The 12,898-nt window shown below is 73.0% G+C and carries 12 protein-coding genes; 7 read left to right on the top strand and 5 right to left on the bottom strand.

All coding sequences use genetic code 11. The features are described from left to right. Positions 1–25: 25 nt before the first annotated feature. Entirely contained in the window at positions 26–805 is a 780-nt protein-coding gene (locus ACFYOS_RS19660; protein ID WP_387143266.1) for a phosphodiesterase, read from the bottom strand. Between the two features lie 173 nt (positions 806–978). On the opposite strand from ACFYOS_RS19660, the gene ACFYOS_RS19655 reads away from it, so the two are divergent. After that, entirely contained in the window at positions 979–2,397 is a 1,419-nt protein-coding gene (locus tag ACFYOS_RS19655; protein WP_387143263.1) for a diguanylate cyclase domain-containing protein, read from the top strand. Between the two features lie 18 nt (positions 2,398–2,415). Here ACFYOS_RS19655 and ACFYOS_RS19650 read toward each other — a convergent pair whose 3' ends face one another. Together ACFYOS_RS19650 and ACFYOS_RS19645 are read right to left on the bottom strand one after the other, a co-directional pair. Beyond that, positions 2,416–3,477 (bottom strand): aspartate-semialdehyde dehydrogenase, encoded by a 1,062-nt coding sequence (locus tag ACFYOS_RS19650; RefSeq protein WP_387143259.1) that lies wholly within the window; start codon positions 3,475–3,477, stop codon positions 2,416–2,418. Between the two features lie 5 nt (positions 3,478–3,482). After that, positions 3,483–4,748 (bottom strand): aspartate kinase, encoded by a 1,266-nt coding sequence (locus tag ACFYOS_RS19645; protein WP_387143256.1) that lies wholly within the window; start codon positions 4,746–4,748, stop codon positions 3,483–3,485. A gap of 248 nt (positions 4,749–4,996) precedes the next feature. Between ACFYOS_RS19645 and ACFYOS_RS19640 the strand changes: the two genes are divergently transcribed. The 4 genes from ACFYOS_RS19640 (at position 4,997) to leuA (ending at position 9,780) form a co-directional block, all read left to right on the top strand. After that, positions 4,997–5,770: a hypothetical protein gene (locus tag ACFYOS_RS19640; protein WP_387143253.1), complete on the top strand. Its 774-nt coding sequence runs from the start codon at positions 4,997–4,999 to the stop codon at positions 5,768–5,770. Positions 5,771–5,856: 86 nt separating this feature from the next. Continuing rightward, entirely contained in the window at positions 5,857–6,408 is a 552-nt protein-coding gene (locus tag ACFYOS_RS19635) for a nitroreductase family protein (RefSeq protein ID WP_387143250.1), read from the top strand. 107 nt (positions 6,409–6,515) lie between these two features. After that, positions 6,516–7,790: an MFS transporter gene (locus ACFYOS_RS19630; protein WP_387143247.1), complete on the top strand. Its 1,275-nt coding sequence runs from the start codon at positions 6,516–6,518 to the stop codon at positions 7,788–7,790. A 238-nt stretch (positions 7,791–8,028) separates the two neighbouring features. Beyond that, positions 8,029–9,780: a 2-isopropylmalate synthase gene (gene leuA / locus ACFYOS_RS19625; RefSeq protein ID WP_387143244.1), complete on the top strand. Its 1,752-nt coding sequence runs from the start codon at positions 8,029–8,031 to the stop codon at positions 9,778–9,780. A gap of 85 nt (positions 9,781–9,865) precedes the next feature. Here leuA and ACFYOS_RS19620 read toward each other — a convergent pair whose 3' ends face one another. Both ACFYOS_RS19620 and ACFYOS_RS19615 read right to left on the bottom strand, forming a co-directional pair. Then, positions 9,866–10,066 (bottom strand): DUF1737 domain-containing protein, encoded by a 201-nt coding sequence (locus ACFYOS_RS19620; RefSeq protein ID WP_387143242.1) that lies wholly within the window; start codon positions 10,064–10,066, stop codon positions 9,866–9,868. Between the two features lie 85 nt (positions 10,067–10,151). Then, a complete protein-coding gene (locus ACFYOS_RS19615; protein ID WP_387143240.1) occupies positions 10,152–11,645 on the bottom strand; it encodes an MFS transporter in 1,494 nt (497 codons plus the stop codon). Positions 11,646–11,753: 108 nt separating this feature from the next. On the opposite strand from ACFYOS_RS19615, the gene ACFYOS_RS19610 reads away from it, so the two are divergent. Both ACFYOS_RS19610 and ACFYOS_RS19605 read left to right on the top strand, forming a co-directional pair. Next, positions 11,754–12,413 (top strand): HNH endonuclease family protein, encoded by a 660-nt coding sequence (locus tag ACFYOS_RS19610; RefSeq protein WP_387143237.1) that lies wholly within the window; start codon positions 11,754–11,756, stop codon positions 12,411–12,413. After that, the gene (locus ACFYOS_RS19605) at positions 12,395–12,883 is read left to right on the top strand and encodes a hypothetical protein (protein WP_387143234.1); all 489 of its coding nucleotides are present in this window, start codon (positions 12,395–12,397) and stop codon (positions 12,881–12,883) included. Before ACFYOS_RS19610 ends, ACFYOS_RS19605 begins: the two co-directional genes overlap by 19 nt. The last annotated feature ends 15 nt before the right edge of the window (positions 12,884–12,898 follow it).

The following is a 12,898-nucleotide window of genomic DNA, read 5'->3' as shown; positions in this document are numbered from 1 at the left end:
CGGCGGCCTCCGCGCATCCCGGGGGTCAGAACCAGCAGGTCCGGCCCGCGGCGTGGCTCACCTGGACGGTGTGCGTGACGCAGCCGTCGTCGGCCACCCGGTGCAGCAGGAAGGCGGTCGGCTCGGCGACCATCCCGATCTCCGGATCGTCGGTCATGGTCAGACTCACCTGCATCCAGGTGCTCGGCGCGGTGGTCAGCACCGTGCCGGCGAAGTTGCTGGTCACCGGTCGATGCAGGTGACCGGCGGCGACACGTACGACATGGGGGTGTCGCTTGATCACCGCGGCGAGGGCGTCCGCGTCGGTGAGCCGGATGGCGTCCATGGCCGGGACGCCGACCGCGACCGGCGGATGGTGCAGGCACACGACGGCGGGTGCCTCGGGGCGGCCGGCGAGCACCCCGTCGAGCCAGCCGAGCTGCTCCTCACCGAGCCGCCCGGCGCCGTCCCCGGGGACGAGCGAGTCGAGCACCACGAGCGTCGCGCCCGGGTGGTCCACGTGGTAGTGGGCCGAGAAGCCGCCACCCAGGTAGGGGGTGCCGCCGAAGGTGTCCAGCAACGACTCCCGGTCGTCGTGGTTGCCGGCGGCGAGGTGCACCGGCAGCGGGAAGCGCCCGATGATCTCGCGGAGCGCGGCGTACTCGTCGGGGCGACCGCTGTCCACCAGGTCGCCGGTGATCACCACGCAATCGGGCCGAGGACGCAGGGCCAGCACCCGACCGAGGGCCCGGTGCAGCCCGGAGGCCTGCTCAGCGGCGAGCGGGCCGGTGGTCACGTGCGGGTCACTGAGCTGGGCGATGAGCATCGACGCCTCCTCGGGACCGGGACCCTCACGCTATCGCCGACCACCCCGCCACGCCGTCCCACCGTGCCCACAGGCCGCGTCCACACCCTGTGGATAGCACATGTGTACGAAGGTCGACGGTCCGGCCGCTGAGTACCCTTGATCGCGCAACGACCCCTCCGACCAGGAACGACGTGGATCACGAGCGAGTCATCCGAGACGTCACGGTCCGCCTCCCGATGGCGTCGACCGCTCCGGAGGCGTGCCAGTGGGCGGTCGCTGCGCTCGCCCGGCACACCCCGGCGACCATCTCGATCCTGCTCCAGGTCCACGACCGGCTCCGCTGCGTCGCGGCCACCGGCACCTGGCAGGTCTTCTCCACGGTGCCGCTGGAGCGGTCGATCGTCGGCCGGGTGTACGCCTCCGGCGAGCCGGCCACCGTCGCCGACGTCACCGCCGACCCCGACTACCTTCCGCTACGCCCCGATGTCACCGCCGAGATCTGCGTGCCGGTGCTGGACCCGGCGGGGCGGCCGATCGGCGTGCTCGACCTCCAGTGGAGCGGCCCGGTCGAGCTGGACCGCTGGCGGGAGACCGCCGAGCGGGTGGCCGGCCGGCTGGGCGCCCGGATCACCGCGCTCGGCGGCCCGCCGGCGGAGAGCCGCAGCGAGAAACTGCTCCGGCACGTCGCCGCGATGACCGCGGCCCCCACCGAATGGGACCTGATGGCCGCCGCGATCACCGCCGCTCGGGACGTCTCGGGGCTCCCCGCGGCGGTGCTGCTCCTCGCCGGCCGGGGGGGGCCCCGGCTCGGCGCCCCGACCGGCACCCCGGGCGAGCTGGAGTCGCGGCTCCGGGCCGAGCTGACCGAGGCCGGCCCCGCCGCGCTCAGCCGGATGATCGCGCGGGCCCACCGGCACGGCTCGGCGTACACGCTGGGCGAGGCGGGACACCCGCCGACCGAGGACTACCTGCCGCTGGCCTGGGCCGGGGCCCGCACCCTGGTGGCGGTGCCGGTCGGGCCGCCGGACGGCGGCGGGGCGCTGCTGGTCGCCGACGAGCGGCTGCTGCGTCCCGACCCGACCACGGTCAACCTGATGGAGTTGCTGGCCGGGCAGGCGTGGACCTGCCTCGACCGGCTGCGTACGCTCACCCGCCTGCGCGAGCAGGCCAGCTCCGACCCGCTCACCGGGCTGCGCCACACCGGACCCTTCGGGCAGCGGATCGCCAACGCCACGCCGGGGCGTACCGCCCTGCTGGCGATCGACGTCGACGGCTTCAAGAACGTCAACGACACGTACGGCCACCAGGCCGGGGACCAGTTGCTGGTGGGGTTGGCCCGGGCGCTGGAGGGGGCGCTGCGGCAGGGCGACGAGCTGTACCGCACCGGCGGCGACGAGTTCGTCGCGGTGATCGAGGTGAGCCGTCCGGAGGAGGCGGTGCGGATCGCCGAGCGGCTGACCGAGGCGGCCCGGCGGACCGGCCGGACCATCAGCGTCGGGGTCGCCCTGCCCTACCTCGGCGAGACGCCGGAGCGCACCCTGCACCGCGCCGACCAGGCCCTCTACGCGGTCAAACGCCAGGGCCGCGACGGGGTACGCCTGGCCGCCTGACCCCCGCCACGCCGGACGTCAGCGGGTGAACTCCCGGGCGAGGAGCTCGGCGATCTGGGCGGTGTTCAGGGCGGCGCCCTTCCGCAGGTTGTCGCCCGTCACGAAGAGGTCGAGGGCGCGCGGGTCGTCCACCGCGCGGCGGATCCGGCCGACCCAGGAGGGGTCGGTGCCGACCGCGTCGATCGGCATCGGGAACTCCCCGGCCGCCGGGTCGTCGACCAGGATCACGCCGGGCGCGTGGCGCAGCGCCTCGCGGGCGCCCTCGGCGTCCACCTCGGTGGCGAAGACCGCGTGCACCGCCACCGAGTGGCCGGTCACCACCGGCACCCGTACGCAGGTGGCGGAGACCTTGAGGTCGGGCAGCCCGAGGATCTTGCGCGACTCGTTGCGCATCTTCAGTTCCTCGGACGACCAGCCGCCGTCGCCGAGCGAGCCGGCCCACGGCACCACGTTGAGCGCCAGCGGGGCCGGGAACGGGCCCAGCTCGTCGCCGACCGCCTGCCTCACATCGCCCGGCCGGGAGCCGAGCACCCGGTCACCGGCGACCTTGCCGAGCTGGGCGTGCAGCGCGTCCGCGCCGGCCTGCCCCGCCCCGGACGCCGCCTGGTACGACGCGAGCACCAGCTCACGGAGGCCGTACTCGCGGTGCAGCGGGGCGATCGCCACGATCATCCCCAGGGTGGTGCAGTTGGCGTTGGCGATGATGCCCTTGGGCCGGTTGCGGACCTGCTCCGGGTTGATCTCGGGGACGACCAGCGGCACGTCCCGGTCCATCCGGTACGCGCCGGAGTTGTCCACCACCACCGCGCCCCGGGTCACCGCGACCGGTGCCCACGCCACGGAGACCTCGTCCGGCACGTCGAACATGGCCACGTCGACGCCGTCGAACGCCTCGGCGGTGAGGGCCTGGACGATCAACTCCTCACCCCGGCACTGCACCCGCCGCCCGGCCGAGCGCTCCGAGGCGAGCAGCCGGATCTCACCCCAGACGTTGCGGCGGGAGGACAGGAGCTGGCACATCACCGTGCCGACGGCACCGGTCGCCCCGACCACGGCAAGGGTGGGCAGCGACGACGACATCCCCGCTACCGCCCGGTGCCCGCGTAGACCACGGCCTCGGAGTCGCCGCCCAGGTCGAAGGCCTCGTGGATCGCCCGGACCGCCTCGTCGAGGTCGGTGTCCCGGCAGACCACGGAGACCCGGATCTCCGAGGTGGAGATCATCTCGATGTTGACGCCGGCCGCGCCGAGGGCGGCGAAGAAGCCGGCCGCGACACCCGGGTGCGAGCGCATGCCCGCGCCGATCAGGGACACCTTGCCCACGTGGTCGTCGTAGAGCAGGCCCTTGAACTTGACCGCCTCCTGGATCTTGCTGAGCGCGGCCATGGCGGTCGGGCCGTCGGTCTTGGGCAGCGTGAACGAGATGTCGGTACGCCCGGTGCCCTCGGTGGACACGTTCTGCACGATCATGTCGATATTGATCTCGGCACCGGCGACGGTGTCGAAGATCTTCGCGGCGGCACCCGGCTCGTCGGGTACCCCGACGATGGTGATCTTCGCTTCACTGCGGTCGTGGGCGACCCCGGTGATCAGTGCCTGTTCCACGGGAAGGTCCTCCATCGATCCGGTGACCATGGTGCCGGTGTTGGTCGAGTATGACGAACGGACGTGGATCGGCAAGCCTGCGCGCCGGGCGTACTCGACGCTGCGCAGGTGCAGCACCTTGGCGCCGCAGGCGGCCAGCTCCAGCATCTCCTCGTAGGTGATCTGCTTGATATGCCGGGCGTTGGGCACGATCCGCGGGTCGGCGGAGAAGATGCCGTCCACGTCCGTGTAGATCTCGCAGACGTCCGCGTCGAGCGCGGCGGCGAGCGCCACTGCGGTGGTGTCCGACCCGCCCCGGCCCAGCGTGGTGACGTCCTTGGTGTCCTGCGAGACGCCCTGGAAGCCGGCGACGATCACCACCGCGCCCTCGTCCAGCGCGCCCTTGAGGCGGCCCGGGGTGACGTCGATGATCCGCGCCCTGCCGTGCACCGAGGTGGTGATCACGCCGGCCTGCGAGCCGGTGAACGAGCGGGCCTCGTACCCCAGGTTGTGGATGGCCATGGCGAGCAGCGCCATGGAGATCCGCTCCCCGGCGGTGAGCAGCATGTCCAGCTCCCGGCCGGGGGGCAGCGGGCTGACCTGGTTGGCCAGGTCGAGCAGCTCGTCGGTGGTGTCGCCCATCGCGGAGACCACCACGACCACGTCGTCGCCGGCCTTGCGGGCGGCCACGATGCGCTCGGCCACGCGCTTGATCCGCTCGGCGTTGGCGACGGAGGACCCGCCGTACTTCTGCACCACGAGTGCCACGACGGTGCACTCCCTCCCAGCTACGACCCTGAGCGTGCCGACGCCGCCGGGTTCCGGTCCGGCGGCGCGTGTCAGACCTCCCCAGGGTATCGGGCGGCTCGTGCCGCCGGGTCGGGTGATCCCACCATCCGGCCCGGCGTGGGGCGGCTCACCAGGGCGGACCGCCGGTTTACGGGCCGCGCGACACGCCGGCACCACAGCCGTACGGCGGGCTCCGCGGAGCCGTGCCGGCACCGCAGAATGTCCGGGTGCACGCTCACCTTCGCGCGGCCCGGCGACTGACCGGCATCCTGGCGATCACCCTGCTGGCCGCCTGCGCCGCCGACCCGCCGAGGCCGGCCCCGACCAGCACCGCCGACCCGGCACCGGCGGAGGGGGACGCGGCCCGCGACGAACTGGCCGCGCTGGCGGCCGCCGCACAGGACCGGCACCTCACCGCCACGTACACCTTCACCAACGGGGACGGCCCGGACCGGACGATCACGGTGACCAGCGCGAACGATGGCAGCTGGCGGGTGGACGTGCCCGGTTGGGGCCAGGGCGGCACGGTCGACGTCTCGCTCGTGGCGACCGCCGACGGGCTGTTCCAGTGCGCGCTCCCCTCGGCCGGAAGTCCGGCGCCGGCGGGCTGCGTACGCCTCGGCGACCCCGACGACGCCGTGCCCCGGAAGCTGGATCCCAAGGTGCAGCACCCGTTCACCGACTGGCTGGAGGTGCTCACCGACCGTCGGGCGCCGCTGGCCGTCTCGCCCGCCAGCCCGCCCGTCGGGGCGACCGGTGAGTGCTACTCCGTCGAGACGACCTCGGCCTCGCTGAACGCTCCGCTGGACGTGGGTATCTACTGCTACCGGCCGGACGGCACCCCGACCGCGGTCCGGGCCGCCTTCGGCACCCTGAAGCTGGCCGGCGAGCCGGGGCCGGCGCCGGCCACCGTGCAGCTGGCCGGTCCGGTCACCGAGGGCGACCCGGTCGGGCGGGAGGCACCGTCGCCCACCGACAGCGCGAGCCCCACAACGCCGTGACCCCCTTGTCCGTTACGGGTGCTGTTGGCCACATCTGACCGACCCGGCGCAGCGGGCGAAACGCCCCATCGGGGATGCTCCACCTCATGGCCGACCTCACCCCCCTGCTCGCCTTCCGCTGGAGTCCCCGGGCGTTCGACCCGGATGCGGAGCTCACCGGGGACGAGGCGGCCTCGCTGCTGGAGGCCGCCCGCTGGGCCCCCTCGACCGAAAACGCCCAGCCGTGGCGGTTCGCCCTCGGGCACCGGCAGGACGAGACCTGGAAACGGATCCTGGTCAGCCTCCCCGAGGGCGACCAGGGCTGGGCCCGGCACGCCTCCGCGCTGGTGGTGGGCGCGCACACCGGCGCTTCCCGGGTGCCCGCCGGCGGGGAGGCCGAACGCGCCGCGTACGACCTGGGTCAGGCGATCGCCCACCTCACCGTGCAGGCCGCCGCGCTCGGCCTGCACGTGCACCAGCTCACCCGCTTCGACCGGGCCCGCCTCGCCGCCGAGCTGGACCTGGCGGTCGGGATCCGGCCGCTGGTGGTGGCCGCCGTCGGCCGCCTCGGCGACCCGTACGCCCTCCCCGCCGAACTGCGGGACCGGGAGACCGCCCTCCGCCGCCGTCACCCCCTCCCCGCCCTCCTCCTCCGCTGACCGGTCCCAGTGTCCGCACGACGTCGGGAGACTGCGCGGATCCCAAGATTTCGCCTCAGCCAAAAAGGCTCGACGGAGCCGTGGGGGGCACGCTTTGCTCGCTGGTCATGGGGACCAGGGACACCATCCGCACCGCCGTCCGGCACGTCGTACCGCCGGCCGGCCTGACCCGAGCCCTGGCCGTGCAGGCCATGGTGTACGCCGTCGGCCACGGTCTCTTCCAGGCCGGCAGCGCCGTGTTCTTCACCCGGGCGCTGGGGCTCAGCCCGGCCCAGGTGGGCTTCGGACTCTCGCTGGCGGCCGGGGTGTCCCTGCTCGGCACCGTCCCGCTCGGCGGGCTCACCGACCGGTACGGCCCGCAGCGGGTCTGGGTGTTCGGGCAACTGCTGCAGGCGGCGCTGTTCGCGGCGTACCCCTTCGTCGGCGGTTTCCCCGGCTTCCTCGCCGTGGTGGTCGCGCTGGCCCTGGTCGACGCCGCGAGCGGGACGGCCCGGCAGGTCTACTCGATCAACGCCCTGCGCCCGGAGGAGCGGGTCACCGCGCTCGCGTACCAGCGCTCGTTGTTGAACGTCGGGTTCGGGCTGGGCGCGGTGATCAGCGGCCTGGTGCTGGCGGTGGACACCATCGCGGCGTACCGGGGAATGGTCTGGTTCATCGCGACGGTGTTCCTGGTGACGGCGGTCTTCGTCCGCCGACTGCCCCGGCTGCCGGAGGCGACCCGTCCGACCGAGCCGATGAGCCGGCTGGCGGTGCTGCGGGACCGGCCGTTCATGACGGTGGCCCTGCTCTCCGGGCTGCTCACCGCGCACCAGACGCTCTACCTGACGGTCCTGCCCCTCTGGGTGCTCACCCGGACCGACGCCCCGAAGACGGTGATCGCCGGGCTGGTGCTGCTGAACACCGTGCTGGTCGTGCTGCTCCAGGTACGCGCCAGCCGGGGCGCGGACACCGCCCCGGGGGCGGCCCGGGCGTCCCGCCGGGGTGCGCTGCTGATCAGCCTGTTCTGCCTGGTCCTGCCGATCTCCGGGGTCACCGGGGGCACCCTCACGGTGGTGGTGCTGGTGGCCGCCGCGACGGTGCTCACCGTGGCCGAGCTGGTCGAGTCGGGCGGCGCGTGGGGCCTGACCAGCACCCTGCCGCCGGCCGCCCAGCGCGGCGCGTACGTCGGGGCGTTCCGGCTGGGCAGCCAGCTCCAGTTCCTGGCCGGCCCGATCGGGCTGACCGCGCTCGGCGTGACCAGCGGCGGCTGGGGCTGGTTCCCGATGGCGGCCCTGTTCGCGCTGGTCGGGCTGGCCGTTTTGCCGGCGGTCGCGTGGGCCGAGCGGACTCCTCGGCTGGGGGAGGCGACCCCGGAAGCCGAGAGGGTGACCCCCGTCCCATAGTCCGGACGCGCCTTCCCACCACCCGTCCCGCCACGTAGGGTGACCTTGTCATGTGGCAGGCGTACCTTCTCCTTGGCTGCCGCGACGAGGCCTGACCGGCCGGCACCTCGTCGCGGAGTTGAACCGCGCCGTCCAGCACATCCGAACTTCTTTCTCGGCACCGCCCGGCACCGTCGCCCGGCATCTCGCCGACACCTTCCGATCTGCTGACGCCACATGTTCCAGGGAGCACTTCGAGATGGCTCAACCTGCCACCGACGCTGAGACCGATCCGATCGCCCGGCAGCGCCCCAGCCGGATGCCGTTCCACCGTTACCTGCCGTACGACCAGCAGTTCCGGGTCGACCTGCCGGACCGCGCCTGGCCGACCCGCCGCGTCGAGGCCGCCCCGCGCTGGTGCGCCGTGGACCTCCGCGACGGCAACCAGGCCCTGATCGACCCGATGTCCCCCGAGCGCAAGCGCCGGATGTTCCAGCTGCTCGTGCAGATGGGCTACAAGGAGATCGAGGTCGGCTTCCCGTCGGCCAGCCAGACCGACTACGACTTCGTCCGCCAGCTGATCGAACAGGACCTGATCCCCGAGGACGTCACCATCCAGGTGCTCACCCAGTGCCGGGAGCACCTGATCGAGCGGACCTTCGAGTCGCTGCGCGGCGCCCACCGGGCCATCGTGCACTTCTACAACTCCACCTCGACGCTGCAGCGGCGGGTGGTCTTCGGCCTGGACCGCGACGGCGTCACCGACATCGCCACCCAGGGCGCCCGGCTCTGCCAGAAGTACGCGGAGATCCACACCCCGGACACCGACATCCACTACGAGTACTCGCCGGAGTCCTACACCGGCACCGAGCTGGAGTACGCGCTGGAGGTCTGCACCAAGGTCATCGAGGTGATCGACCCGACCCCGGACCGGAAGCTGATCATCAACCTGCCGGCCACCGTCGAGATGGCCATGCCGAACGTGTACGCCGACTCGATCGAATGGATGCACCGGCACCTGCCCCGGCGGGACAGCCTGGTGCTGAGCCTGCACCCGCACAACGACCGGGGCACCGGCGTGGCCGCCGCCGAGCTGGGCCTGCTGGCCGGCGCCGACCGGATCGAGGGCTGCCTGTTCGGCAACGGCGAGCGGACCGGCAACGTCGACCTGGTCACCCTGGGGCTGAACCTCTTCTCCCAGGGCATCGACCCGATGATCGACTTCTCCCACATCGACGAGGTCAAGCGGGCCGTCGAATACTGCAACCAGCTCCCGGTGCACGAGCGCCACCCGTACGCGGGCGATCTGGTCTACACCGCCTTCTCCGGCTCGCACCAGGACGCGATCAACAAGGGCTTCGACGCCCTGCACGCCGACGCCGCGCTGGCCGGGGTGCCGGTCGACGAGTTCACCTGGGCCGTGCCGTACCTGCCGATCGACCCGAAGGACCTGGGCCGCACCTACGAGGCGGTCATCCGGGTCAACTCGCAGTCGGGCAAGGGCGGCGTCGCGTACATCATGAAGACCGAGCACCAGCTCGACCTGCCGCGCCGCCTCCAGATCGAGTTCTCCGGCGTGGTCCAGCAGGTCACCGACCACGACGGCGGCGAGGTCGAGCCGGGCACCATGTGGGAGATCTTCGCCCGCAACTATCTGGTCGACCACCAGGTCGACCCGGTGGTGAGCCTGGCCGACTACGCGATCGGCACCGCCGACGGCAAGGTCGAGATCGACGCCCGGGTCGGCTACCGCGGCGAGGTCCACCCGCTCACCGCGGTCGGCAACGGTCCGATCGACGCGTACGTCAACGCGCTGCAGTCCCTCGGCGTGGCGGTACGGGTGCTCGACTACCACGAGCACGCGCTCTCCTCCGGTGGGGACGCGCAGGCCGCCGCGTACGTGGAGTGCGAGGTGGACGGCCGGACGGTGTGGGGCGTCGGGGTGGACGCCAACATCGTCACCGCCTCCATCAAGGCGGTCACCAGCGCGGTAAACCGCGCCCGGAGCTGAGTTGCCAGGAAGGGTCCCCTGTTGACGCCTCGTGCCTAGCAGGGGACCCTGCTCAACGCCGGATCTGGCCGGCCCCGGATCGACGTCAGGCGGGCAGAATCCTCGGCGTTCCGTCGTCCAGAACGACCGCCTGAGCGACGATCACCCGCTGACCGTCGAACGTCATCGCGGGCGAGCCGTGCAGTCGGTAGCCCTCGGCCAGCGCCGCGCTGACCCGGCGGCAGAACTCCGCGTCGTCGGGCCCGGTGAGCAGGCGGTACCGCAGCCGGTCGTCGTGGTCGCTCATCCGGCGACCGTAGCAACCTCCTGCGGTCGCTCCGCTCCGCGCCCGGGCCGCTTGTTGAGAGGGGGCCCCTTCTCTACCGGAGGCGTCAAGAAGGAGTCTTTCCCTTCCGCTCCGGCGGGGTCGACGCGGGGAGCGAGGGGCAGGGTTGGGACGGCGGTGCCTTCCGGGTCGGGCGGTGGATCAGCAGCCCGGCCATCGCGGCTCCGACCAGCAGCAGCCCCGCGCACCAGAGCATCGCCCCCCGGAACGCGCCGGCCAGCGCGGTCTTCTGCTCGTACCCGGTGCCGGAGAGGCCGACCAGCAGCGGCAGCGCCGCCACCGCCAGCAGGCCGCCGGCCCGGGACGCGGCGTTGTTGAAGCCGCTGGCCACCCCGGCGAACCGGTCCGCCACCGCCGCCAGCACGGAGGCCGTCAGCGGTGCCACCACCAGGGCCAGGCCCGCCCCGAACAGGGCGACTCCGGGCAGCACGTCGGTCCAGTACGACGCCCCCGGTCCGACCCGACGCAGCAGCAGCAGCCCGGCTGCGGCGATCACCGGGCCGACGGTGAGCGGCAGCCGGGGCCCGATCCGGGCCGACAGCGCCCCGGCCCGGGGCGAGCCGACCAGCAGGAGCAGCGACATCGGCACGGTGGCCAGCCCGGTGCGCAGCGCCGACCAGCCCACCCCGTTCTGCAGGTAGACGGCGAGGAAGAAGGTGAAGCCGCCCAGGGCGGCGTAGACCACCACGGTGAAGATGTTCAGCACCGAGAAGAGCCGGCTGCTGAACAGGCCGGTGGGGAGCATCGCGGCGTCCCCGCGCCGCCGCTCGACCAGCACGAAGAACACCACGGAGAGCACTCCGACCAGCACCGCCGCGAGCACCGCCGGGGAGCTGAAGCCGTGCGCCGGGGCGTCGATCAGGGCGAACGTGACGCCGCCCAGGCCCAACGCGCCGAGCAGCGTGCCGGCTATGTCGAACCGCCGTCCCCCGGCACGCGACGCCTCCACGTCGCGGCTCTCCGGCACCCAGCGCAGCGCGGCGAGCACCACGCCCACCGCGAGCGGCAGGTTGATGAAGAAGATCCATCGCCAGGAGAGCGCGTCGATCAGCCAACCGCCGAGCAGCGGCCCGAGGGTGGTGGAGACGCCGGACAGGCCGGACCAGATGCCGATCGCCCGACCCCGGTCGTCCGGGTGGAAGCTGGCCTGGAGCACGGAGAGCGAGCCGGGGGTGAGCAGCGCCCCACCGGCACCCTGCAGGATCCGGGCGGCGATCAGCCAGCCGGTCCCCTGGGACAGACCGCAGAGCAGGGAGGCCACCGCGAACCACACCACGCCGAGCAGGAAGATGCGCCGCCGGCCGAACCGGTCGCCGAGCGCACCCCCGAGCAGCACGAACGCGGCCAGCATGAGCAGGTAGCCGTTCACGGTCCACTGGAGATCGGCCACGTTTGCGTGGAGTTCCGCGCCCAGCCGGGGCAACGCCACGTTGACCACCGTGCTGTCCAGGAAGACCATGCCGGAGGCGAGGATCGCGGCGAGCAGGGTGCCCCGCCCGGCAACGGTGCTCGTACGCAGGGCGGGTGCGGATGTGGTCATGGAAAACCACTCTGCCCGGGCTCCACTCCCGACGCCACAAATCACGGAAACCGCCGCGGGGTACTGTGCGGACTCGCCGGGAGCCCGCAAGCTGGAGAGGTGTCGTCTGTGCGTACCAAGTCAGAAGCCCGTGCCGGGTTGGCGGCCGCACTCACCGCGGTGCTCGCCCTCGGCGCGGCCGGGTGCCAGCCGGTGGTCGACGAGCCGGACGCCCCGCCGAGCGCAGCGGGGAACGTCAACAAACAGCTCGGCGAGCTGACCGTCGCCGCCGCCGGGTCGATGAAGGGCTACAGCCGGTCCCGCTTCCCGCACTGGCGGGACACCGGCAAGAACTGCGACGTACGGGACAGCGTGCTGCAGCGGGACGGGGAGAGCATCAAGCTCTCCGGCTGCAACGTGGTCGGCGGTCGCTGGGAGAGCGCGTACGACGGGCTGGTGCTGACCGACCCCGCCGACGTCGACATCGACCACGTGGTGCCGCTGGCCAACGCCTGGCGGTCGGGCGCGGACGAGTGGGACGACTCGAAGCGCGGGGACTTCGCCAACGACCTGACCCGGCCGCAGCTGATCGCGGTTTCCCTGCGCTCCAACCGGGCAAAGGGTGACCAGGACCCGTCCCAGTGGAAGCCGGCGAACAAGTCGTACTGGTGCCAGTACGCCGCCGACTGGGTGACGGTCAAGCACTACTGGCGGCTGACGGTGACCAGCGCCGAGAAGGCCGCCCTGACCGACATGTTGGAGGGTTGCACATGGGCGAACAAGCCGTGACCGGAACCGGCGGCAAGCCGGCGCCGGAGCAGACGCCGGAGCAGACGCCGGACGCGGCGGGCGAGGACGCGGCGGCGGCGACCGGTGGCGGGGCCACGACCGGCCCGACCTCGGCCGGGATGACAGCCGACGGCGCGCCCCCCGCCCCCGCCGACATCTCCGGGGCGGGCATGTCGGCCGATGCCGTCCCGGGAGCTCCCGCCGGCGGCGCACCGGCCGGGCCGCCCCAGCGGACGACCGACATCACGGCCGGTCCGGGCGGAGTGATGACCGACGAGGTCGGCGTGGTGACCGGTGAGCTGACCCTGCGCACCGAGTGGGCCGACGGCCAGGTCATCCTGCGCGTGCAGTACAAGGACGCCGACGAGTGGTACGTGGTGACCGGCGGCCGGGCGTCGCTGGCCGACCCGGCCGGGCTCGACGCCGTGCACACCGTCGCGGTCGCCCTGCTCAACCGCCCCGAGGGCTGAGACGCGACGAGGCCC

Origin of the sequence: Micromonospora sp. NPDC005806 (genome assembly GCF_042871425.1) — a bacterium.
In the GTDB taxonomy this organism is placed as follows: Bacteria; Actinomycetota; Actinomycetes; order Mycobacteriales; family Micromonosporaceae; genus Micromonospora.
Note: the sequence above shows the minus strand (reverse complement) of the source record. Positions and strands in the feature narration are given on the sequence as shown.

Bases quoted from the DNA above. Each gene is read 5' to 3' on its own strand.
- ACFYOS_RS19605 (WP_387143234.1), top strand. From the start codon at position 12,395: ATGGGCGAACAAGCCGTGACCGGAACCGGCGGCAAGCCGGCGCCGGAG.
- ACFYOS_RS19650 (WP_387143259.1), bottom strand. From the start codon at position 3,477: ATGTCGTCGTCGCTGCCCACCCTTGCCGTGGTCGGGGCGACCGGTGCC.
- ACFYOS_RS19660 (WP_387143266.1), bottom strand. From the start codon at position 805: ATGCTCATCGCCCAGCTCAGTGACCCGCACGTGACCACCGGCCCGCTC.
- ACFYOS_RS19635 (WP_387143250.1), top strand. From the start codon at position 5,857: ATGGCCGACCTCACCCCCCTGCTCGCCTTCCGCTGGAGTCCCCGGGCG.
- ACFYOS_RS19620 (WP_387143242.1), bottom strand. From the start codon at position 10,066: ATGAGCGACCACGACGACCGGCTGCGGTACCGCCTGCTCACCGGGCCC.
- leuA (WP_387143244.1), top strand. From the start codon at position 8,029: ATGGCTCAACCTGCCACCGACGCTGAGACCGATCCGATCGCCCGGCAG.
- ACFYOS_RS19615 (WP_387143240.1), bottom strand. From the start codon at position 11,645: ATGACCACATCCGCACCCGCCCTGCGTACGAGCACCGTTGCCGGGCGG.
- ACFYOS_RS19630 (WP_387143247.1), top strand. From the start codon at position 6,516: ATGGGGACCAGGGACACCATCCGCACCGCCGTCCGGCACGTCGTACCG.